Genomic DNA, 21238 nt, shown 5'->3' with positions numbered 1-21238 from the left:
GAACAATTATTTGTTTCGTTTCAACCACTTGCTGATAAATCCCTTGATGCCCTGTACTTTAGCGGTTTCTACTGAATCAACAGCCAGATAGCTCAGCGCAAGCCGGTGCACATCTTTAGCTGCTATACTGTTCGGAAAAGCCACTGAGAATGGAATTTGTTTCTTCACTGCCTGAACTACATGGGGATCACTGCTTATATAGCCCAAAAATGGGAGTTCAAGCTGCAGAAACCGGCTGGCGGCCATGCGGATTTTATCACTGGTCACTCTTGCTTCCCGTTCATCTCCCGCCTGATTGACAATCAGCCGGAATGAAACCTCAGGATGCGAATTATGAACAACTTTCATCAGCGCGTATGCATCCGTAATGGCGGTAGGTTCAGGTGTCGTGACAACCAGGCAGTCATCTGCAGAAGTGATAAACTTCATCGTTTCCTTCGACAATCCAGCTCCTGTGTCAAAGAGGATAAAGTCCATCGTGTCGGCAATTTGCGCAATCTGAGCGGTAAAGTAGTCCAGATCAGCTTCTGAGAGTGAGAACAGCTCATCCATTCCGGAACCGCCTGCGATAAAAGGTAAAGAATCCGGACCCAACTGAATGATCTGTCCGATATCGGCTTCCCGCTTAAGCAGATGGTACAGATTGTATTTCGCTGACACGCCCATAAGCACGTCAATGTTAGCCATGCCGATATCGGCATCGAACAACAGAACTCTCCGCCCCAGGGATTTCAGTGCAAGTGCAAAGTTAAGGGTGAAATTCGACTTTCCGACTCCCCCCTTTCCGCTGCATACGGTAATGATCCGGGCAGAGACTCCGCTGCCGGTGAGCTGCCTGGAGTCCTGGCTGGATACTAACCGTCTTAAAGCTTGCGCCTGATCCATCACTCGCCCCCTGTTCCCAGCAGCATTCCGGTAATCTGCTCTCTGGTAGCCATCAGAAGATCATCAGGAACATTCTGGCCATTCGTAATATAAGAGAGCTTTAGCGGAAAATCATTCAGAACATTGAAGAGCGGGCCATAGCTGCCTGTTTCATCCAGCTTCGTGAAAATAACCTTATCCAGCGGGTATCTGCCAAAGTGCTCAGCGATCTTTTTCATGTCGCGGCTTTTGGAGGTCAGGCTGAGCACCAGGAAGGTTTCGCTTTTGAGCTCCTTGGCAAGCAGACTCTGCAGTTCGGCCACCAGCATTTCGTTGCGGTAGTTCCGGCCTGCAGTATCCATAAGAACCAGATCACAGCCCTCAAGGCGGAACATGGCTCTTTGCAGATCCCCGGGCGACTGGACAACCTCCAGCGGCATATTCAAAATGGAAGCGTATGTTCTAAGCTGCTCGACTGCTGAAATCCGGTAGGTGTCCGAGGTAATCAAGCCCACTTTGCGGCCCTGCTTAAACAGCTGCTCCGCCGCCAGTTTGGCAATGGTCGTTGTCTTGCCTACACCTGTAGGTCCGGCAATGTATACGATCTTTGTATCGGGAGCAATTCCTTTGCCGATGCGTCCGGCCAGAAATTCACCGATCTGCTCTTCCAGCACCTCGCCAAAGCGATCCGCACTCCAGCCGCTGCCTTCTCCCCGGTAGCGCTCCAGAACATTTCCAATCCATTCATCCACAAGTACAGCATCTGTTTCCTGATCAATCAGACGGCCTTTGAGCAATTCCAGCGCATCCGGCAATTCAGCTGCCCCGGAGGAATAACGCGCGATACGTTCCATCCATTGCTTCATATCCCTGATTTCACGAAGGACATCGCTCTCTTGTGCAGGAACACCGCCAGGGGCAGGTTCTTCAGCGGCAAGTGAATCATAGATTACCGAGAGAGCTCTGCGGCTCTCCTCCGGATTTGGAACCGGCTGCGGCTCTTTGGCAGGTTCAACTGCCGTAATGTCCGGCTCCTCTGTCTTCGACAATGCCGGGAGCACAGCAACCCCTCCACCGCCCTGATCACCAGGACCGGAGAGTGCAGCGGCAATCTCTGCAAATGATCGGGCTGTGGTTGTTTCTTTCACCGGACCAGCCTGTGGAGCGGATGCTGAAGCCGCCTTTTGGTAAGCTTGCGGAACAGCGCTTCGTGGTATATTCATCGGTTGAGCAGGTGCTTTCTCCGGCACGGCCGGCTTCTGCGCATTCTCAACGGCTGCCACGACTTCGATTTTCTTTTTGGTGAACATGCCCATAAATCCGCCGACTTTAACTTCTTTGGTGCTTAAAATGACGGCGTCGCTTCCAAGTTCGCTGCGGATGGAATGCATGGCGTCAGGCATCGTATCGACCACATAACGCTTCACTCTCATAAATTCACCACCCCAACGCTTTGAATTTCAATATTTGGCTCAAGCTCGCTGTAAGACAATACCGGGATATCCTGCATCGTCCGTTCAATCACCTGCCGCAAGTACATTCTAATGGTAGGAGATGTCAAGACGATCGGCTGCTGTCCGGATTGCAGGAGACGGTTGATCTGCTCCGTAAGCCGCTGATAAACGGTTTGAGTGGAAACAGGATCAAGTGCCAAATAGCTGCCTTGCTCTGTCTGTTGAACACTTTCGGTAATCTTCTTTTCAAGTGTGGGACCTACCGTAATTACACGCAAAGTTTCACCAGATTGTGAGAATTGCTGTGTAATCTGCCTGGACAGGGACTGCCGGACATACTCTGTCAGAACATCAGGATCCTTGGTGTATGTGCCATAATCCGCCAGAGTCTCGAAGATCGTTACCAGATCCCGGATGGAAATCTTCTCACGGAGCAGCTTGCCAAGGACTTTCTGAATATCACCAACCGCCAGTATGGAAGGAATAAGTTCGTCAACCAAAACAGGATAGTTCTCTCTAAGATTATCGACCAGCTGCTTGGTCTCCTGACGTCCCAGCAGCTCATGACCGTGACGTTTGATTAGCTCTGTCAAATGCGTGGCTACAACAGAAGGCGGATCCACTACGGTATAACCGGATAACTCCGCCCGTTCTTTAACAGATTCATCAATCCATAATGCAGGTAATCCAAACGATGGTTCGATAGTCTCAATCCCGCTAATCGACTCGTCATCATAACCGGGACTCATGGCAAGATAGTGATTAAGTAATAATTCACCGCCGCCAACGTTATTTCCTTTAATTTTGATGACATATTCATTCGGTTTTAGTTGAATATTGTCGCGAATACGAATAACCGGCACGACTAGACCCATCTCAAGCGCACATTGCCGTCGAATCATGATGATACGGTCGAGCAGGTCGCCGCCCTGTCCCGTATCGGCCAAAGGGATCAGGCCATAGCCGAATTCGAACTCAATCGGGTCAACCGTCAGCAGATTAATGACACTTTCTGGACTGCGCACTTCTTCAATCTGCTTCTCCTCTACCAGTTGTTCATCAGCAATCTGCTTCCTGCTGGCCTTCTTGCCCATGCTGTAAGCTGCATAAGCCATCAGTCCGGCCAGAGGCAATGTAGACATCACGGTGATTGGGGTGAAGAAACCCAGAAAAGCAATCGTCACAGCTACAATGTACAGAAGCTTTGGATAAGACAGTAGTTGTCCAGTCAAATCCTCAGCCAGATTACCTTCCGAAGCCGCCCGGCTTACGATGAGGCCGGCAGCTGTGGAAATGAGCAATGCCGGAATCTGGCTGACCAGGCCATCCCCGATCGTCAGTATGGAATAGGTCGAAAGTGCATCCTGGAAGGACATTCCGTGTATTGTCATCCCGATAATAAAGCCGCCGATCAGATTGATCAGCAGGATGATAATACTGGCAATGGCATCACCTTTAACGAATTTACTCGCACCATCCATGGATCCGAAGAAATCCGCCTCGCGTTCAACATTACGCCGGCGTTCGCGTGCCTGCTGCTCATTGATCATCCCTGCATTCAGATCCGCATCGATACTCATCTGTTTACCGGGCATCGCATCCAGTGTAAAGCGTGCTCCCACCTCAGCAACGCGTTCAGAACCTTTGGTGATTACAATGAACTGCACAACTACCAGAATCAGAAAGACGATGAAACCGATAGCGATTTGTCCCCCCGCAATCCAGCTCCCAAATGTAGCTACCACCTCACCGGCATGACCATCACCAAGAATCAGTTTGGTGGTGGAGATATTCAAGGCTAACCGGAACAGTGTAGTGATCAATAGTAATGAAGGAAAAATCGAGAACTGCAGCGGATCTGTCGTATTCATTGCGACCAATATAATGGTCAGGGCTATTGAAATATTGACAATTAAAAGTACATCCAGAAGCCAGACAGGGATGGGCAGAATCATCATAAGCACAATGCCGATAACGCCCAGTAGAACTGTTAGATCTCTAGCTTTCAATGTCCTTAACCTCCCCCGTCTTATCTCCTCTTGCCTTTAAGCTTGTATACATAAGCCAGCACTTCGGCAACTGCCTGGAACAAATCGGCTGGAACCACATCACCGATTTCCGCTCTCTGGAATAGCGCCCGTGCCAGCGGCTTATTCTCCATAGTTACAACACCATGCTCCTTGGCCAGCTCCCTGATGCGGAGCGCCACATAATCCTGGCCCTTGGCTATAATCTGCGGAGCCTCCATTTTAGAACCATCGTACTTCAGGGCAACCGCAAAGTGGGTCGGGTTAGTAATGATTACATCCGCCATGGGGACCTCCTGCATCATCCGCTGCATCGCCATTCTGCGCTGGCGTTCCCTGATTTTACCTTTTATGATGGGGTCACCCTCCATCTTTTTGTACTCGTCCTTGATGTCCTGCTTGGACATTTTCAGGCTTTTCTCATGCTCATATTTCTGATAAATATAATCTGCAATGGCCATTATAAATAGAGCCGCTGCAATTTTGATGCCGAGGCTCATTGTCAGATCGGCAGTGAACCGATAGACACCTTCCAAACTGACATGTGAGAGTGCAGCAAAACTTTGTTTTTCTCCCCAAAGCGTACTGTAAACCAGATAGGAAATCACTACCAGCTTGAAGACAGATTTGAAGAATTCCATAAGTGAACGCATGGAGAAAATATTTTTAAATCCTTTAATCGGGTTAATCTTGCTGAATTTGGGCGTTATTCCTTCTGCAGTAGCCATAAAACCTACTTGTGCATAATTCACAACAATCGCCAGAACGAAAGTAACAAGCATCAACGGAGCAATCAGAATCAGAATCTGCAGCCCATACTGGTTGAATAGACCAGCTACATTCTGCGGCGTTACGTCCATCAACATCCGATTCTGCAATACATCAGTGAACAGCTTCATGAAACGTTCCTTCATAAAGCTTCCGAACATTCGCAGTGACAATAACGCCGAGAAGAGTACCACCGCCCCTGAAATTTCCGCACTTTTGGCAACCTGCCCTTTTTTGCGGGCTTCCTGCCGTTTCTTCGGAGTTGCCTTCTCTGTCTTGTCCCCCCCGAAAAGCTGAAGATTCAGTTTATAACGAATTGGCTTACCCATTACACTCTCTCCTTGCCGTTACCTAAGGACTCTTCCCCATGAGGTGAAGCAAATTCTGCATGGACTCGAACATAATATCGAAGAGGTTCTGGAACAGCACTGCCAGCCCCGGCATCAGTATAAGAAGCAGCGCCAGACCTACAATGATTTTGAGCGGAACCCCGATGACGAACACATTATATTGTGGAGCGGTTCTCGCCAGGAACGCCAGACCCACATCCGTCAGGAAAAGTGCGGTAACCAGCGGCGCAGACATTTGAAAGGCCAGCATGAAAGATTGTGCGAAAGTACGGACCAGAAATTCCGACAAGCTTCCGTCAATCATTTTGAGAAACAGGTCATTGTCGATCGGTACCCATTTGTAACTGTAAACAATAGCATTCAGCAAATAGTGATGTCCGTTCATCGTCAGAAACAACAGTAGCGCAATCATATACTTAAAATTACCGATGATAGGGGCTGATGCGCCAGTCATCGGGTCGATTACATTGGCGATACCAAACCCGATCTGAATGTCAATAAAAGAACCCGCTGTCTGAATCGTCATAAACATCAGATACGCGACAAAGCCAAGCAGCAGTCCGATTAAAGCTTCTCTGACGATCAGCAGAATAAAATTGAGATCCTGCGGAACGGTGACGTTCATCCCGCCTGAGCTAAAGATGACCATAGATACAAAAAAAGACAAACCAATTTTGAATGTTGTCGGCACACCCTGCGAAGAAAAGACAGGAACGACAACAAAAAAGGCAGTAATTCGACAAAAAATCAGCAGAAAGACAGGAAAACTTTGCAGCAGGGTCTCTATATTCATAATCTTAACCGATATACATATAGAGACTGCCCAAAATTTGACTGGTGAAATCCACCAGCTTCGTTATAATCCATGGTCCGAAAATCAGCAAAGCGAGCATTACAGCAACAATTTTGGGGATAAAGGCCAAGGTCTGCTCCTGAATTTGGGTCGTGGCTTGAAATATACTGACTATCAGTCCTACCACCAGACCAAGAATCAGCATTGGGGCGCTGGTTTCCAGCACCAAATATACGGCTTGGCCGGCTAGACCGATAATAAACTCCGTATTCATCCCTTATGCCTCCTATGTAGCGTCAGGTGTTAAAACTAAGCAGCAATGATTTGATTACTAAGTACCATCCGTCCACCAATACAAAGAGTAAAATTTTGAAAGGCAGCGAGATCATAACCGGTGGTAACATCATCATCCCCATGGCCATTAAGGTACTGGCTACGACAATATCAATGATAAGAAACGGGATGAAAATCATAAATCCCATTGTGAAAGCCTTTTTCATCTCACCGATAGCGAAAGCAGGTACCATAACTGTCAAAGGAATATCATTGTAGCTGGCCGGTTTGACCGTTGCATTGTTACCGGTATAGTTCATAAACAACAGCAGGTCCTTTGTATTGGTCTGCTTGAACATAAATTCCTTCAGCGGTTCCTGCGCTTTATTGAGTGCCTCGCTCTGGGTCAGCGTGCCTTTCATATACGGCTGTAAGGCCGTTTCATTCACTGTTGCCAATGTCGGTGACATAATGAACAGGGTCAGGAACAAAGCCAGTCCCACAAGCACCTGGTTTGGAGGCATTGACTGGGTACCTAGCGATGTTCTTACAAACCCCAGAACGATTACAATCCGGGTAAAGCTGGTCATCAGCACCAGAAATGACGGGGCTATACTCAGAACCGTTACAAGAAGCAATATAGAGATAGAACTGGTACCTCCGCTTGAGGCATCGTTATCACCAACCTGAATACTGATGTTGGGAATAGGATCCGCGTGAACCGGATGCAGAAGAACAATACTGAATATACCTAGAAGCAGTAACGAAAGAATCAGCTTTTTTTTCATAAATCCCTCGACTCATTCTTAAGGTCATCATCCCGCAGCAGCTCTTCGAGCTTCTCTTTACGCTCAGGCGCAAGCGCAAGCTTGGACTGCAGCGTCTCATAGAAAGACGAAGTCTCATTAAGTTCAATTTCCTGGGACGGGACTTCACCGCGCAGCTTGGATTTGATTTTGGCGATAAGCGGTGTAATAAAGTTGTCAGTTCCTGACGTTTGATCTTCGAATGCGGAAATGATTAAAGCAACTTCTGCAGGATCGGTGATTTTATCCATCATGGATATATTCTCACCTACTCCGATCAGATAGAGGCTGCCGCCGAGTTCGATGATCTGAATCGACTTATTCGGACCGAGCCCCATCGCACCAAGTGTACGGATGGAACGGCCGCTCATCATTGTCTGATTGCGGCGTCCCAGAAAACGGATCAGCAGCACGATAAGAATGACAATTACTGCAAGAACAAAAACAACTTTGAGCAAATTCAGCAGGGCATTACTACCGTCTCCGAGCGTTCCGGAATTGGCTAACATACCTGATTCCTACACACCCAACGTTTTATTGATAGCTTCAATTACACGGTCAGCCTGGAAAGGCTTAACGATAAAGTCCTTCGCTCCGGCTTGAATTGCATCAATGACCATAGCCTGCTGACCCATGGCTGAACACATGATGACTTTGGCATTGGCATCTACTTTTTTGATTTCTTTTAGGGCGGCGATTCCGTCCATTTCAGGCATGGTGATATCCATCGTGATCAGATCCGGACGCAGTTCCTTAAATTTCTCTATAGCCTGTGAACCGTCCTGGGCTTCACCCACTACCTCAAATCCGTTCTTCGACAAAATGTCCCGGATCATCATTCTCATAAATGCTGCATCGTCCACGATTAGAATTCGGTTAGCCATTTTTACAAAATCCTCCCTAAATATGCTTATTGTAATTTTTGTATACGGTCCCACTGGCTGACGATATCCGTAACGCGAACACCGAAGTTTTCGTCTATAACTACGACTTCCCCTTTGGCAATGAGCTTGTTGTTAACCAGAATGTCAACAGGCTCGCCCGCCAGTTTGTCCAGTTCGATAATCGAACCTTGCGACATTTCCAGAATATCTTTGATCTGCTTCTGGGTCCTTCCTAATTCTACGGTCACTCTCAGTGGTATGTCCATCAATAAATTTAAATTATTTTCGTCAATATTGCCAAAAGCCCCTGCACTGAGGTTAGCAAATTGTACCGGCTGCACATTCACATTGCGATTAGGTGCAGAATTCTGCGGCGGCGCCTGCGGATATGGCATTCCTTGAGGCGGCATTCCGTAAGGCGGCATACCATAGGCTGGCATACCGGCCGGAGGATAATAATAGCCACCTTCAGGCATTCCCGGATATGGCGGAATCCCCTGCGGCGTATATTGAGGAGGGATCCCTCCAGGATCAGGTGCCGGCATCTGCTGCTGTACCGGAGGTGCTGCCGGAGCAGGTTCTGGTGCGGCGGCGGGTTTGGGAGGTGTTACGGTCGACGTAACGGCCGCTTCCTGGTCAGCCTGGCTGACATCGCCCAATAGCATGGTCACCATGTCTTTGGCGAACGGCACAGGCAGCAGCTGCATAATCGTGGAATCGATCAAATCGCCGATCTTCAGCCGGAACGAAATCTGGATTAATGTTTCATCATCCGGCAGGCTTCCAACCCCTTCTCCACTGGACATATTTAGAATATCGATGCCCGGAGGAGAAATATTGACGAATCTGTTAAATATAGTCGACATGGAAGTAGCGGATGAGCCCATCATCTGATTCATAGCTTCCTGCACGGCGCTGATATGAATTTCATTCAATTCCTCGTCTTTGGGTTCTCCTTCACCGCCAAGCATTAAATCGGCAATGACCTGTGCATCCCTGATCTTGATGACCAGTGAATTGATCCCCTGGAAACCGTCCACATACTGTACATGAACTGCGACATGAGGTTTAGGGAATGCTTCCTCGAACTCACTGCGGGTAATAATCGATACCTTTGGAGTCGTGATATCAACCTTTTTGCCGAGCAGAGTGGACAGCGCAGTCGCTGCACTGCCGAATGTAATATTCCCAATCTCTCCCAGAGCATCCTGTTCAAAAGGTGTTAAATAATCATCCACTGTCTTCGGCGAGGGAGCCAGGTTACCTTCCGCAGACTGTCTAAGAAGAGCATCTATCTCTTCTTGGGACAAATAATCTTTACTCGTCAAACTCTTCAACCCCTTCGCTGACAATCTCGTCTATTTGCACAGCCACACGTTCTTTGATTATCCCAGGACTTCCGATGAATTTCAGCTTGTCCCCTACCTTGATTGACAGTCCGGAATCCACAGTCTTGTTAAGAGAAATCACGTCGCCGACACTGAGCCCGAGAAATTCAGCAATAGATAACCTCGATTCACCCAGCTCTGCTACTATCGGAAGCTGAGCCCGGTGAACTCTTGCCCGGATGGCTTCAAGCTCTATCTCATCCCGCACCTTCTTCTCGGATACAAACCACTGGTGAACAGACAGCCTCGACATAATCGGCTCAAGAACAACGTGAGGGATACAGAGGTTGATCATCCCGGTGGTATCTCCAATTTTGGTGCTGAGGGAGATAAGGGCAATCGTTTCATTTGGCGATACAATTTGCATAAACTGCGGATTCGTTTCCAGTGCTTCCATCCGTGGATGGATGTCCAGAACTGTCTTCCAGGCTTCCTGCAGACTTTCGAAACATCTGCTGAAAATCCTCTCCATAATTGTCGTTTCGATTTCAGTCAGGGCGTTAATCTTCGAAGGTGCTGTACCAAATCCGCCAAGCAGTCTGTCCAGCATGGCAAAGGCAATATTCGGATGCACCTCCATAACCATTCGGCCCTCTAAAGGTTCGGCTTCAAAAATATTCAGTATCGTCATTTTGGGAATAGAGCGGATAAACTCATCATAAGGGAGCTGCTCTACTTGAACGACACTGATTTGTACAAAAGTGCGCAATTGGGCCGAAAAGTACGTTGTAAGGTAGCGGGCAAAGTTATCATGGATCCGGGTAAGACTGCGGATATGATCTTTGGAGAAGCGTACGGCCCGTTTGAAATCGTAAGAGCGGATTTTTTTCTGGGTTTCTTCTTTTTTTAGTTCATCGGCATCCATTTCACCGGATGAGAGTGCAGCGAGCAGAGCATCAATTTCATTTTGTGATAGTACATCAACCAATTTCAATCACCCCCCTATCAAAGAATTATCCCGCCAGCAGTTACATTGGTGCCAAGATGAATTTGGTGAATTCGATCTGGGTAATCGTGCCTTCAGTCAAATTCTTATTGATTATGTTCACCAGTTTGCTGCTGAATTGATCTTTGCCGCTGGCCCCGTTTAAATCCTCAGGCCGGGCATCGGCAATCGCTTTGATAATAAGCGGTGTAATTTTAATAGCTTTTATCTTTTCGAATTCTTCCTTGGACTTCGCAGAATCTAGCTGAAACGCGATGTCAACTGAAAGGATATAATCGGGATCGGCAAGATTAGTTTTGGTATCAGTGATTTCCGCCGTCAAGGCGACGATTTCATCCGCGCTTAGTATCTTAGCTTCCACGTTCTGGACAGCCTGGTTCACATCATTCGCATCACTGGGGAAAAACCTGTCCATTAGTAAAAATGCGGCTACTACAATGAGCGTAATCGCCAGTAAAATCGTAATGAGCCATGGCATCATCTTCTTCATGAAAGCTCCTCCATTGATTGGACTTTAATGGTGGCAGCATGTGTGCCTATGTCCCTGTTGTATTCCTTGATCTTCTCAATGACTTCATCGGCCTTTTCAAGCACAATCAGCCTTTTGCCGGTTACGAGCGTGATATACGTATCCGGGGATTCTTCAACCATTTCAACCAGCAGGGCATTTAACCACATCGCCGCCCCATTCAATCTTGTTACCGAAATCATAACAGGCCTCCTAACAAAATAGGGGGAGGAGCCCCCCCCACGACTATAATAACAATACCGTCTCAGGCGGAAAGTTACTATTATACAGCAAGTTTATGACTAACCCTCATATTCTCAAAAACTTAACGCTTGAGGTTAACAACTTCCTGGAGTACTTCATCTGAAGTTGTAATAATACGTGAGTTCGCCTGGAAACCACGTTGTGACACGATCATCTCCGTGAACTCGTTCGTCAGATCGACGTTGGACATTTCCAGCTGGCCGGCAACAATTGAGCCTGTTCCTACTTCAGCATTGTTGGCAGTAGTCGGTTCCAGCGCTCCCTCTGCGTTGGCATTCAACGTCATCCGGTACAGATTGCCGCCGATTTTCTCAAGACCTTGCGGGTTGCTAACTTTGGCAACGGCGATTTGAACCCCTTGTTCAGTCGTCCCGTCAGCCATCGTCTGAACAATGGTACCGTCACTTGAAATAGAGAATGCGGTAGCCTCTTCAGGCAATTGAATGGATTCCCCATCAACACTCACGACATGAAGACCATCGGAAGTAATGAGATTACGGTTAGAATCCACATGAAAATCTCCTGCGCGTGTAAGGAAAGGCGTCTCCTGATCATCCGTGAGTTTTACCAGGAAGAATCCATCCCCATCAATCCGCAGATCCGTCGGATTATTGGTTGTCATTGCACTGCCTGCCAAATGCATTGTATCCACCGAACCAATGCTTACACCCAGTCCGATCTGCTTGGCATTGACCCCGCCTTGGCCCCCCTCGACCGGAGCTGTAACGCCGGACACCGTCTGGCTCATGATGTCCTTGAACATTACACGGCCTGATTTGAAGCCGATGGTGTTGACGTTGGCAATATTGTTACCGATAACGTCCAGCTTAGTCTGGAACCCGCGCATACCTGAAACTCCTGAATACATAGATCTTAACATTATTTGTCGTCCTCCCGGATTTAGAGTCTTTCAGACTCTTAAAATTAGAATGATGGAAATTGGAGTGATGCCCGCGTCAGTCGGTCGGCGGACATTTCGGCTCTCCAGTTAGGACCAGCCGGTTCATGAAATAATTACTGCACTGTCAATCTGTGTGAATACATTATCTTTCATAGAGTTCCCATCCATAGCTGTAACTACGGTACGGTTCGCAACACTTACGATTAACGCCATATCTTTCATCAGGATCAGCGATTCTTTGCTGCCCTTGGCCGCTGCCTTGTCTACCGCAGACGAGATTTGATCCAATTGGCGGCTGCCAAGCTCAATCCCCCGCTGTTCAAGCCGCTTTGCCGCATGATTGCTGAACTTCAGCATATTCTTCTGCAGCACGCTCTCAAATGAAGCTTCAGAGCTCACTGAACTCTTGGCTGACTGCTGACGCTGAAGCGTTGAAGGGTGTACACTCGCCGGATACAGCTGGCCTATTGTCAGTCTGTCGCTCATGTGGTCGCCCCGCTCTCCCCGCCGCCCGTTGAAGTATCACTGCCCGCTGCCGGTTCTGCAGAAGGATTCTGAATTTGTGTGATATCTGTTAAGGCGATCCGCTCACTGCCTACTACCGCGTACTGCACACCGCTGCTCACAACAATGGATTCTACATTGCCGGATTTCGGTAATTTGGTTTGGGCATCTGTCCAAGTGACATCTTTGCCGATCAGACCGGATACAGAACCTAGTGACTGATTCAGTGCCGTAAGCTGGGTGGAAATGTTCATTAGCTGTTCGACAGATGAGAATTGGGCCATCTGGGCGATAAATTCCTTATCCTCCATCGGCTGCATCGGGTCCTGATTCTGCAGCTGGGTAATCAATATTTTAAGAAATTGATCCTTGCCCAGTGTCGAGCTGCCTGTTGTCTTAGTAGTTGAATTATCCGATACGTAATTCCATGTGTTACTGCCAGAAACGGGATTCGTTGTTGCCATTTCATTTCACCTCGCTTGTCCAGTTATTATACTTTGGCCGAAAAACTTCCGTTCTGATTAGTATCTTGCTGCGTTGCCGAGACCCAATCTTTCCATTCTCCATTAAGCTCTGCGGCTAGCACCGCATCTGCTGATTCTTCCTGGCGCTCTCTAGAGCGTCTGCCCTGCTGTTGTCCGCCAGCTCCCGTCTGTTGACCCTGCTGTCCGGTCCATTGTGACTGAGCCGATGGGTTGTTCTGGGTTACCTCAAGCCTTTCTACCTGAAGGCCTTGGGACTGTAAAGCTAAACGAAGCTGGTTCATCTGCTGCTCAAGAATATCCTTCGTCCCGCTATGCTGGGTCAGGAATTGGGCAACCAGATTACCATTTTGCATCGATATTTTCACATCGACTTGTCCAAGATTCTCCGGGAATAAGGTGATTGTAGCCTCAGCTACTCCGCCCTTTTTGACGATCTCCAACTTACCGCTGATAAAAGTGTTCATTTCCTGAGCGAATTGCTGAACCGGCACTGGAGAGGATGGTGCTTTCAGTGGTGCGGAAATTCCGTTACTGATTGACAACTGGCCTGCTGTAACGATTTCAGGTTCGCCAGCTGATGTTTTGACGGCAGGCAAAGCTTCCTCGGCAGTTGCCGTCTCCTTCACTGGAGCTATACCAGTGGCAGGAACCTGAGGGCTCTCTTCTGCAGTTACGGTTGTACCGTTTACTGCTGCTGGTACTGGAGCAGATTCCGTCTTAACTGCGGCATCCAAAAATGTACGGATGTTTGAAACTACTCTTCTGCTATCATCAACATTCTGTTTGGTTTCTGTTCCGGATGCCTGCTTAAGCGATGCTGACGAAACCTCTGTTGTACTTACTGTCTTAAGCTTGGGTTTGTTATCGGCAGGCACGCTTTCAGCCAGAATAGCCGAGAATTGATTCAAAAGTGCAGCACCTTTGGCTGCTGTTTCTTCACTTCCGCTTACAGCTGCATCCTGAACCAGTTGGACCAGGCTGTTCAGCTCATCCTGGACTGCAAAGCGCAGGGTTTCCGGGTTCTGGGCAAGAGGCGACAGACCTGTTGATGCTACTGCTCCAGTGTCTGATGCATCTGTCTGTTCAGCCGGAGTATTACCGGATAAGAGCGCCGACACTTGAAGAATCCACCCTTGAAGAGCAGCAAGCAGTGCGGGATCAGCCTCCAGACTTGCATCCAGATTCTCCATGTCCTGAGTTAGGCCTTCCAGAAGTTCTGATTTCTTGGCGTCCGTACTGGAGGACTCTTCACCCTTGGTCTGTACCGCGTTCAGAAGACCCTGCAGCAAGGAAGCCAGATTGCCTAATACAGGTGCTTCCGTCCCTTTAGCAGTAGTGCCTCCCATGCTTTGTACAAGCGTCTGGGCAAAAGGTGTAGCCGTACTGGCAGTTCCACTGGTACCCGTTGACGTTCCACCGGCAGCAGCCAGGTTACCTGCACTTAATGTTTGTACGATTAAACTCATCTTTTTCACCTCCCTTCAAGTGTTATTTACCGCCCATCAGCCGGTTTACAATTTTGGCTGTCTGTGCGCTGTCATTCTTGGTCATCTCCCCCAGGATAGAGGAGCGGACAGTATCACTGACTGTATTCAGTATGGTGATGACCTTATCCGGGCTAATGCTGTACATTGAACCCAGCAGTGTAGCCGCGTCAGCAGCAGGCATTGAGGTAAAAGTCTGGCTGAGCTTCTCCTGATCAAGATTGGCTGAGGCTGCAGCCTTGGTTGTACCGGCTTCATCCTGTTTCAGTCTCGATTGAAGGGCTGCAATAGCCATATCGGTTGAATTCGTTGTTTCTTTTAGCTTTATAGATACATCCGCAGCTTTTTTCGGGTCCATTTTTTCCAGGATGGCCGTTTTGCTGGCATTGCTCATCACACTGAAGATTTGGACCATTTCATCTGTGGTCAAGTTCTCCATAATCGGTGCAGCTTTGGAGGCCTTCATTCCCGCATACAGCTTGGCCAGATCCGTAACCTGCTTGAGATATGGATCTTCCTCTTCCTCCGTCGCTGCAACTGCCGCCGCCGCTTCTTCCTTCATCCCGTCAATCTGCTTCTGAAGCGCCTCAGCTTTGTTAGCCTCGGACGCCTTGTCTTCTTCTGCCTGTTTCAGCTGCGCTGCCTGCGCGTTAAGCTGAGACTTCAGCTCTTTAATTGTGCTCTCCGAACTCGCAGCCTGCTCTTTACTTTCAGCTTGCGGATCATCTGCGGTTTCTCCGGCGGTATCTGAATCCGGATCCGGGGCAGGTTCTGGCACCCATTTCTCCACCACAGGAATCTTGTTCGCAATCTCAAGGACATTATTCCGGATGTCCATATTAAATAGGGTCAACAGCACTCCAAGCAGTACAAGCGTGAAGATGATCGGAATCATCAAGAATAAAAAACGCTCGAATTTACCTGCCGACCCTTCATCTTCAAGTTCCATTTGATTATTTGCCACTAGCGGAAACCTCCCGGGTTAGAGGGATTTCATCGCGAAGCGGACGGTAGCCATCTCATCCAGTTCGTTTTGTTCCCGTAAACTCATATTCTGCAGAAATGCTGTTTGTGCTTTGTCTTTGGCCTTGAGCCATACCTTCTCATCAAGAACCTTGGTACTGAGATGGTCCTGCTTGCTCTGAACCTCTATATGCGCACGGCTGATATCGGAATGCTTGCGGGCAATGCACTTATCCAGATAATCCACATAATCCTGCATTTCGCGAAGCTTAGCCATAGGTGTCTTTTGCTCAGCTGCACTCTGTAAAGACGACATTACCGCATTGCGCTGTATAATTAATTCATCAAGGCTTTTTTCCTGTGCCTGCAGTTCTCCGAGCGCGCTTGAGAGCATCCACTCTGCCTGTGTTTTTTCGTTACCCTTCAAGTCCACCACTTTTTGAAAAGTATAATGGAATCTCATGATCAATCAACTCCTCGAGAACTGTGAAATTAAAGACTGCTGCACTTCGCTAAGGGTTACCTTCTCATTTACTTTTTGCTTGGTGAAATCCCAGATGCTGTCGATGTAATGCATCGATTCATCGATTTGGGCGTTCGAGCCTCTTTGGTAAGCTCCGATATTGATCAGATCCTCGGAATCCTTATAGACTGCCATAAGCCGCTTTACATTCTCTGCTGCAGCAATTTGCTCTTCCGGTGCTATATCCTTCATCACACGGCTGATGCTGGAGAGAACATCGATTGCCGGGAAATGTCCTTTATTCGCGATATTCCGGTTAAGGACAATATGTCCATCCAGGATACCGCGCACAGCATCGGCGATCGGCTCGTTCATATCGTCACCGTCAACCAGCACTGTATAAAATGCGGTGATTGACCCTGTAGGGCCTGTTCCGGCCCGTTCCAGCAGTTTAGGAAGACTGGCAAACACCGACGGGGTGTACCCTCTCATTGCAGGAGGTTCACCTACCGCCAGCCCAACCTCGCGCTGAGCCATGGCATAACGGGTAACCGAGTCCATCATCAGCATGACATTCAGTCCGCGGTCTCGGAAATATTCGGCGATTGTAGTGGCAATCAAGGCACCTTTGATCCGTATCAGCGCCGGCTGATCCGAAGTAGCCACGATAACCACCGAACGCTGCAGCCCTTCCGGCCCCAGGTCGCGCTCAATGAAATCAAGCACTTCTCTGCCCCGCTCACCGATAAGGGCAATAACATTCACATCTGCCGAAGTGTTACGGGCGATCATTCCCATCAGTGTACTTTTGCCGACACCAGAGCCTGCAAAAATGCCGACCCGCTGTCCTTTACCGATGGTGAGAAGTCCGTCAATCGCTCTGACCCCGATGCTGATAGGTTCAGCTACTCGCGGACGGTTAAGCGGATTGGAAGGAATGTTGAAGGTCGAACTGTGCGGCATACGGGCAGGAATGAGTGAGCCGTCAAGCGGCTGGCCCAAACCGTCAAGCACCTTGCCCAGCAGCTCCGAGCCTACCTGTACACTCAGCGGCTTGCCTGTGCCGACAACATCACAGCCAGGCCCGATGGCCTGCAGTTCTCCAAGCGGCATCAGCAGCACCTTGTTGTCACGAAATCCTACGACCTCTGCCTGAAGCGGCTTAGTTCCTTTGGCGGGATAGATAAAGCACACATCACCGATGCTGGCATCCGGACCTTCCGACTCCACCATCAGTCCGATGACCTGGGTAACCTTACCGTTAATCCGGACCGGGTCAAAATTACGCAGCTGTTCTTTGTACCTTCCGCTGTCAAGCATCGTCTTCCCCATTTCTGTGTTCACCTACGTCCAAAGCGATTCGCAGCAGTTCTTTTTTGATCTCAGCCAGCTGGGTATCCACACGTGCGTCGATGCTGCCAAAGGAGGAGCGGATGACACAGCCCTGATCCTTAACCGTTGAATCCGGAAGAATCTGCAGCTCAGCCTGTGAGTCCACGGCGAGTGAAAGCTCTTCTCGCGCCGCGTTGACAAACGCAAACTGCGCCGGAGAGACACATAAGGAAATCAATCCCTGCTCGCGCTTGCGGGCCAGGTTCTTGCGGATCAGTTCCATTGCAAATTGCGGTTCCACGGTCAGCTGCTTGTCCACTATTTTCTCGGCGATATCGCAGCTCAGCTCTACCAGAAAAGGTTCAGCTTCCTGAATAATTACATCTCTTGCCCGGTAAGCTTCCTGAAGTACAGTTCTTGCTTCCTCCATCATCTCGGCAAGCCGCTGGGACATCTCCTGCTCCGCATGGGCGAGACCTTCCTGGTAGCCTTGCTGAAATCCTTCAGACTTGACGGCTTCCACAAGATGCTCATCCTGCTCCCTGCGCTGCCGCCACCATTCTTCAGCTTCATTCCGTGCTGATTCCATAATATTCTCGGCTTCCTGAGATGCACTGCGGACCTGCCCTTCAGCAAACTCCTGGGCATCTTTCAGCATTTGCTTGCGTGCCTGCTCTGCCGCTTCCCTGGCGGGATCCTGATAGTGGACTTCGCCTGGAGCCTCCTCGGCAACAGGAGCTTCGGTAAGCCCTGCATGATGTCTGGCCTGCTCCAGCCGCTTCAGCACATCTACCGGAACATATTGAGAATGTTTGATCAGCTTAGACAATAATGTCATCTCCTCCGCCACGGGCGATGATAATTTCACCAGACTCTTCGAGTCTGCGGATCGTGCCTACGATGCGGGTCTGTGCTTCTTCCACATCACGCAGCCTCACAGGACCCATGTATTCCATTTCTTCGCGGAAGGTTTCGGCCATACGCTTGGACATATTGCGGAAAATAACATCCCGCACTTCCTCGCTGGCCACCTTGAGCGCAAGCTGCAAATCCGCATTGTCGATATCCTTAATGATGCGCTGGATTGAACGGTTATCCACATTGACGATATCCTCGAAGACGAACATCCGCTTCTTGATTTCTTCCGCCAACTCCGGATCCTGTATTTCCAGCGAGTCGAGAATGGTACGTTCCGTACCACGGTCAACACCGTTCAGAATCTGTACAATCGATTCAATACCGCCTGCATTTGTATAATCCTGGGTAACTGTAGCCGACAGCTTCTGTTCCAGAACCCGTTCAATCTGGGTGACAACCTCAGGAGAGGTACTATCCATAATCGCTATTCTCCGGGCAACTTCGGCCTGCTTCTCCTGAGGAAGAGAAGACAGAATAGAGGCGGCTTGTTCAAACTGCAAATAAGAGAGTACTAGTGCAATAGTCTGGACATTTTCGTTCTGGATAAAGTTAAGAATCTGGTTCGGGTCCGCTTTGCGGGCAAAATCGAACGGTCTTACCTGAAGTGTCGCCGTCAGGCGATTGATAACTTCAAGTGCCTTGGTTGAACCGAGCGCTTTCTCGAGTATCTCCTTGGCATAGTTAATACCGCCTTGAGAGATATATTCCTGAGCCAGACAGATTTGATGAAACTCTGACATGATCGACTCTTTCTCTCCGCTGTCCACCTTGCGGACATTCGCAATTTCCAGAGTCAGCTGCTCGATTTCCTCATCTCTTAAATGTTTAAATATTTGTGCCGATACTTCAGGCCCTAGTGTGATAAGCAGGATCGCGGCCTTTTGACGGCCGCTAAGTCCCTGCTGGCTAGCTTTTGCCATTCCTTCACCTCTGTTCTTCAGCAAGCCATGTACGCAGCAGGTTTACGAATTCATCCGGCTTTTTCTTCGCCAGACTTTCCAGCTGCTTGCGGACCTGACTTTCATTCGTCACGCTCTCCATATTAATAGAAGGAAACTCGGTAGGAACCTGCAGCGGAACATCATCTTCTGCTTCTTCCTCCTGCTTATTCTTGCGGCTGCGATAGATGAGGTAACCGCCGCCTGCACCAACCAGCAATGCGGCTCCGCCAATTGCCCAGATCATCCAGGTAGCCAGTCCGCCGGATGCTGCATCCGCTGCTGTACTGCCAAATTGTTGCGAGAACACCGAAACTTTTTTGGTTAAATCGGCGTCTGTATAAGTAATACCTGAATCTGCCAATGAAGCACGGACAATATTGACCAGAATGTTCTGGATCGCCGCTGAAGTTGTATCATCCAAAGTTGTTTGACCATCAGGTGGTTCAACTGCAACGTTAATGGTTAAATCTTTAACAGTATATGGGCTTGCAATAATATCTTTGGTGATTCGATTCACTTCATAGTTCCTGGTCTCCGACGATTCCTCAGATGAAGAAGTACCCGTGTCAGTCCCCGAAGGATATCCAGAGACATCTTCCGACCCTGTACCAGCAACTCCTCCGGATGTATTCCCTTGACCCGAATAAGTATTGCTGATAATTTGCGAACTGATCTCAATTCCTTTCATATTCTCCGCATCTACCGGCAGTACGATTTCTTCCTGACGGTTCTCCTTATCGAAATTGAGCTTGGAGAACACCAGAACATCCACTTTATCGGGACCCGTGAGCGTACTCAGGAATTGCTTGACATCTTTCTTGACATCCTCTTCAAATTTCTTCTGCAAAGCGAAGTTCTCTTCAACCTGGCTGGACACGCCAGCTTGTCCGCCTTTAGATGTCGGCATCAATTCGACTTCATTATTAGTGATCGTAATGTTGTCAACCGGCAAATTCGGCACAGCTGTCTTTACGAGATTGAAGTACCCGTCGATATTATCCTGTGTGGGTCTAAATCCGGGATTGAAGCTAAGCACCACGGAAGCCAACGCTTTCTCCTGATCCTCCTGAGCGGCAAACACAGTTTCCTTCGGCAGGGTAATCAGAACCTTGACATCTTTAATCCCCTGCATTCTTCTCATCAGCTGCTCAACTTCGCCGTTCAGGGCATTGTTGTATTTCACGTTGAATTCACTGTCCGTAGTCCCAATCATCGAAGAAGATTCATCAAATACTTTGTACCCGATCGAACCTTCTTGTACGATCCCCTGCGAACCAATGGCTATCTTGATGCGTGCGGCGTCAGTACTGGGTACTGAGATACTCTTTCCATCCGGACTTAAACGGTAAGGAATCCCCGAAGTATCCAAATAAGTCATAACTCCCGCTGAATCCGTACTGTCCAGATCCTGAAAAGCAACTTCATATTCTGTCTTTGATAATTGCATGGTCAAAACTACGATTATTATTATGATGATAAACAGAGTGGAGAAAAATAATATTTTCTGTTTACCGCTGAATCTGTTCCAATACAGGGTGATCTTCTCCCGGTACTGGGCCAATCTTTCATTCACAGTGTCACCCCATCCGAAACGTAGCTAGGATTATTTAAATTTGAGTTCTCATAATTTCCTGATAGGCTTCAATCACTTTGTTCCGGACTTGTGTAGTCAACTGCAAACTCAGCAATGCCTGTTGGGACGAAATCATAGCTTCATCAATGTTGACTTCTCCCAAAACAAATTTGTTACTCATGTCTTTAGCCTGCTGCTCCTGGTCCGCCACCTGATTAAGGGCATTCTCCAGGTATGAACCAAAGCTTTGTCCCGTTTCGGAGACGGCTGAAGCTTCTGCAGCTACGGGTTTCATAGCCAGGGGCTGTACAGCCTGAGTTCCAATCAATAAGTTCTGTATCAATTATTC

Annotated in this window: 24 protein-coding genes; all 24 read right to left on the bottom strand. The window is 48.6% G+C overall.

The features are described 5' to 3' along the window. Positions 1–6: 6 nt before the first annotated feature. Positions 7–888: a MinD/ParA family protein gene (locus NSQ73_RS12100; protein WP_042138144.1), complete on the bottom strand. Its 882-nt coding sequence runs from the start codon at positions 886–888 to the stop codon at positions 7–9. Continuing rightward, a complete protein-coding gene (flhF, locus tag NSQ73_RS12095) occupies positions 885–2297 on the bottom strand; it encodes a flagellar biosynthesis protein FlhF (protein ID WP_340986603.1) in 1413 nt (470 codons plus the stop codon). The genes NSQ73_RS12100 and flhF overlap by 4 nt, the downstream gene beginning before the upstream one ends. Beyond that, positions 2294–4327, bottom strand: a complete 2034-nt coding sequence (flhA, locus tag NSQ73_RS12090) for a flagellar biosynthesis protein FlhA (RefSeq protein WP_171716081.1) — start codon at positions 4325–4327, stop codon at positions 2294–2296. The genes flhF and flhA overlap by 4 nt, the downstream gene beginning before the upstream one ends. A gap of 20 nt (positions 4328–4347) precedes the next feature. Further along, positions 4348–5442, bottom strand: coding sequence for a flagellar biosynthesis protein FlhB (flhB, locus tag NSQ73_RS12085; RefSeq protein ID WP_340986602.1), 1095 nt, complete (start codon positions 5440–5442; stop codon positions 4348–4350). 22 nt (positions 5443–5464) lie between these two features. Further along, entirely contained in the window at positions 5465–6256 is a 792-nt protein-coding gene (gene fliR / locus NSQ73_RS12080) for a flagellar biosynthetic protein FliR (protein ID WP_340986601.1), read from the bottom strand. A 4-nt stretch (positions 6257–6260) separates the two neighbouring features. Continuing rightward, positions 6261–6530 (bottom strand): flagellar biosynthesis protein FliQ, encoded by a 270-nt coding sequence (gene fliQ, locus NSQ73_RS12075; RefSeq protein WP_171716084.1) that lies wholly within the window; start codon positions 6528–6530, stop codon positions 6261–6263. 22 nt (positions 6531–6552) lie between these two features. After that, the gene (gene fliP, locus NSQ73_RS12070) at positions 6553–7317 is read right to left on the bottom strand and encodes a flagellar type III secretion system pore protein FliP (RefSeq protein WP_340986598.1); all 765 of its coding nucleotides are present in this window, start codon (positions 7315–7317) and stop codon (positions 6553–6555) included. After that, positions 7314–7844: a flagellar biosynthetic protein FliO gene (locus NSQ73_RS12065; RefSeq protein ID WP_171716086.1), complete on the bottom strand. Its 531-nt coding sequence runs from the start codon at positions 7842–7844 to the stop codon at positions 7314–7316. The genes fliP and NSQ73_RS12065 overlap by 4 nt, the downstream gene beginning before the upstream one ends. A gap of 9 nt (positions 7845–7853) precedes the next feature. After that, positions 7854–8219 carry a response regulator gene (locus tag NSQ73_RS12060; RefSeq protein WP_019910416.1) on the bottom strand — a complete coding sequence of 122 codons (366 nt, stop codon included), beginning with the start codon at positions 8217–8219 and terminating at the stop codon, positions 7854–7856. A 26-nt stretch (positions 8220–8245) separates the two neighbouring features. Then, on the bottom strand, positions 8246–9547 hold the full coding sequence (gene fliY / locus NSQ73_RS12055; RefSeq protein ID WP_340986597.1) for a flagellar motor switch phosphatase FliY: 1302 nt from the start codon (positions 9545–9547) through the stop codon (positions 8246–8248). Further along, complete coding sequence (fliM, locus tag NSQ73_RS12050) at positions 9537–10535, bottom strand: flagellar motor switch protein FliM (RefSeq protein ID WP_042138150.1); 999 nt, start codon at positions 10533–10535, stop codon at positions 9537–9539. Before fliM ends, fliY begins: the two co-directional genes overlap by 11 nt. 40 nt (positions 10536–10575) lie before the next feature. Further along, positions 10576–11043 (bottom strand): flagellar basal body-associated FliL family protein, encoded by a 468-nt coding sequence (locus tag NSQ73_RS12045; RefSeq protein WP_340986596.1) that lies wholly within the window; start codon positions 11041–11043, stop codon positions 10576–10578. Further along, positions 11040–11264 (bottom strand): flagellar FlbD family protein, encoded by a 225-nt coding sequence (locus tag NSQ73_RS12040; protein ID WP_039295177.1) that lies wholly within the window; start codon positions 11262–11264, stop codon positions 11040–11042. Before NSQ73_RS12040 ends, NSQ73_RS12045 begins: the two co-directional genes overlap by 4 nt. A gap of 122 nt (positions 11265–11386) precedes the next feature. Next, entirely contained in the window at positions 11387–12205 is an 819-nt protein-coding gene (gene flgG / locus NSQ73_RS12035; RefSeq protein WP_076246937.1) for a flagellar basal body rod protein FlgG, read from the bottom strand. A 123-nt stretch (positions 12206–12328) separates the two neighbouring features. Further along, entirely contained in the window at positions 12329–12712 is a 384-nt protein-coding gene (locus NSQ73_RS12030) for a TIGR02530 family flagellar biosynthesis protein (protein WP_042214883.1), read from the bottom strand. Continuing rightward, on the bottom strand, positions 12709–13194 hold the full coding sequence (flgD, locus tag NSQ73_RS12025; RefSeq protein WP_340986595.1) for a flagellar hook assembly protein FlgD: 486 nt from the start codon (positions 13192–13194) through the stop codon (positions 12709–12711). Before flgD ends, NSQ73_RS12030 begins: the two co-directional genes overlap by 4 nt. Positions 13195–13220: 26 nt before the next feature. Next, complete coding sequence (locus tag NSQ73_RS12020) at positions 13221–14681, bottom strand: flagellar hook-length control protein FliK (protein ID WP_340986594.1); 1461 nt, start codon at positions 14679–14681, stop codon at positions 13221–13223. Positions 14682–14703: 22 nt separating this feature from the next. Then, positions 14704–15663, bottom strand: coding sequence for a magnesium transporter MgtE N-terminal domain-containing protein (locus NSQ73_RS12015; RefSeq protein ID WP_340986593.1), 960 nt, complete (start codon positions 15661–15663; stop codon positions 14704–14706). Between the two features lie 18 nt (positions 15664–15681). Then, positions 15682–16125, bottom strand: coding sequence for a flagellar export protein FliJ (gene fliJ, locus NSQ73_RS12010; protein WP_039295167.1), 444 nt, complete (start codon positions 16123–16125; stop codon positions 15682–15684). 6 nt (positions 16126–16131) lie between these two features. Further along, positions 16132–17445 (bottom strand): flagellar protein export ATPase FliI, encoded by a 1314-nt coding sequence (gene fliI / locus NSQ73_RS12005; protein WP_042242743.1) that lies wholly within the window; start codon positions 17443–17445, stop codon positions 16132–16134. Further along, entirely contained in the window at positions 17438–18286 is an 849-nt protein-coding gene (locus tag NSQ73_RS12000) for a FliH/SctL family protein (RefSeq protein ID WP_340986592.1), read from the bottom strand. Before NSQ73_RS12000 ends, fliI begins: the two co-directional genes overlap by 8 nt. Continuing rightward, on the bottom strand, positions 18279–19295 hold the full coding sequence (fliG, locus tag NSQ73_RS11995; RefSeq protein WP_340986591.1) for a flagellar motor switch protein FliG: 1017 nt from the start codon (positions 19293–19295) through the stop codon (positions 18279–18281). The genes NSQ73_RS12000 and fliG overlap by 8 nt, the downstream gene beginning before the upstream one ends. Positions 19296–19299: 4 nt before the next feature. Next, positions 19300–20889, bottom strand: a complete 1590-nt coding sequence (gene fliF, locus NSQ73_RS11990; protein ID WP_340986590.1) for a flagellar basal-body MS-ring/collar protein FliF — start codon at positions 20887–20889, stop codon at positions 19300–19302. A 34-nt stretch (positions 20890–20923) separates the two neighbouring features. Continuing rightward, positions 20924–21232, bottom strand: coding sequence for a flagellar hook-basal body complex protein FliE (gene fliE / locus NSQ73_RS11985; protein ID WP_340986588.1), 309 nt, complete (start codon positions 21230–21232; stop codon positions 20924–20926). Between the last annotated feature and the right edge of the window lie 6 nt (positions 21233–21238).

Origin of the sequence: Paenibacillus sp. FSL R10-2736, from assembly GCF_038000245.1 — a bacterium.
In the GTDB taxonomy this organism is placed as follows: domain Bacteria; phylum Bacillota; class Bacilli; order Paenibacillales; family Paenibacillaceae; genus Paenibacillus_AQ; species Paenibacillus_AQ phytohabitans.
Note: the sequence above shows the minus strand (reverse complement) of the source record. Positions and strands in the feature narration are given on the sequence as shown.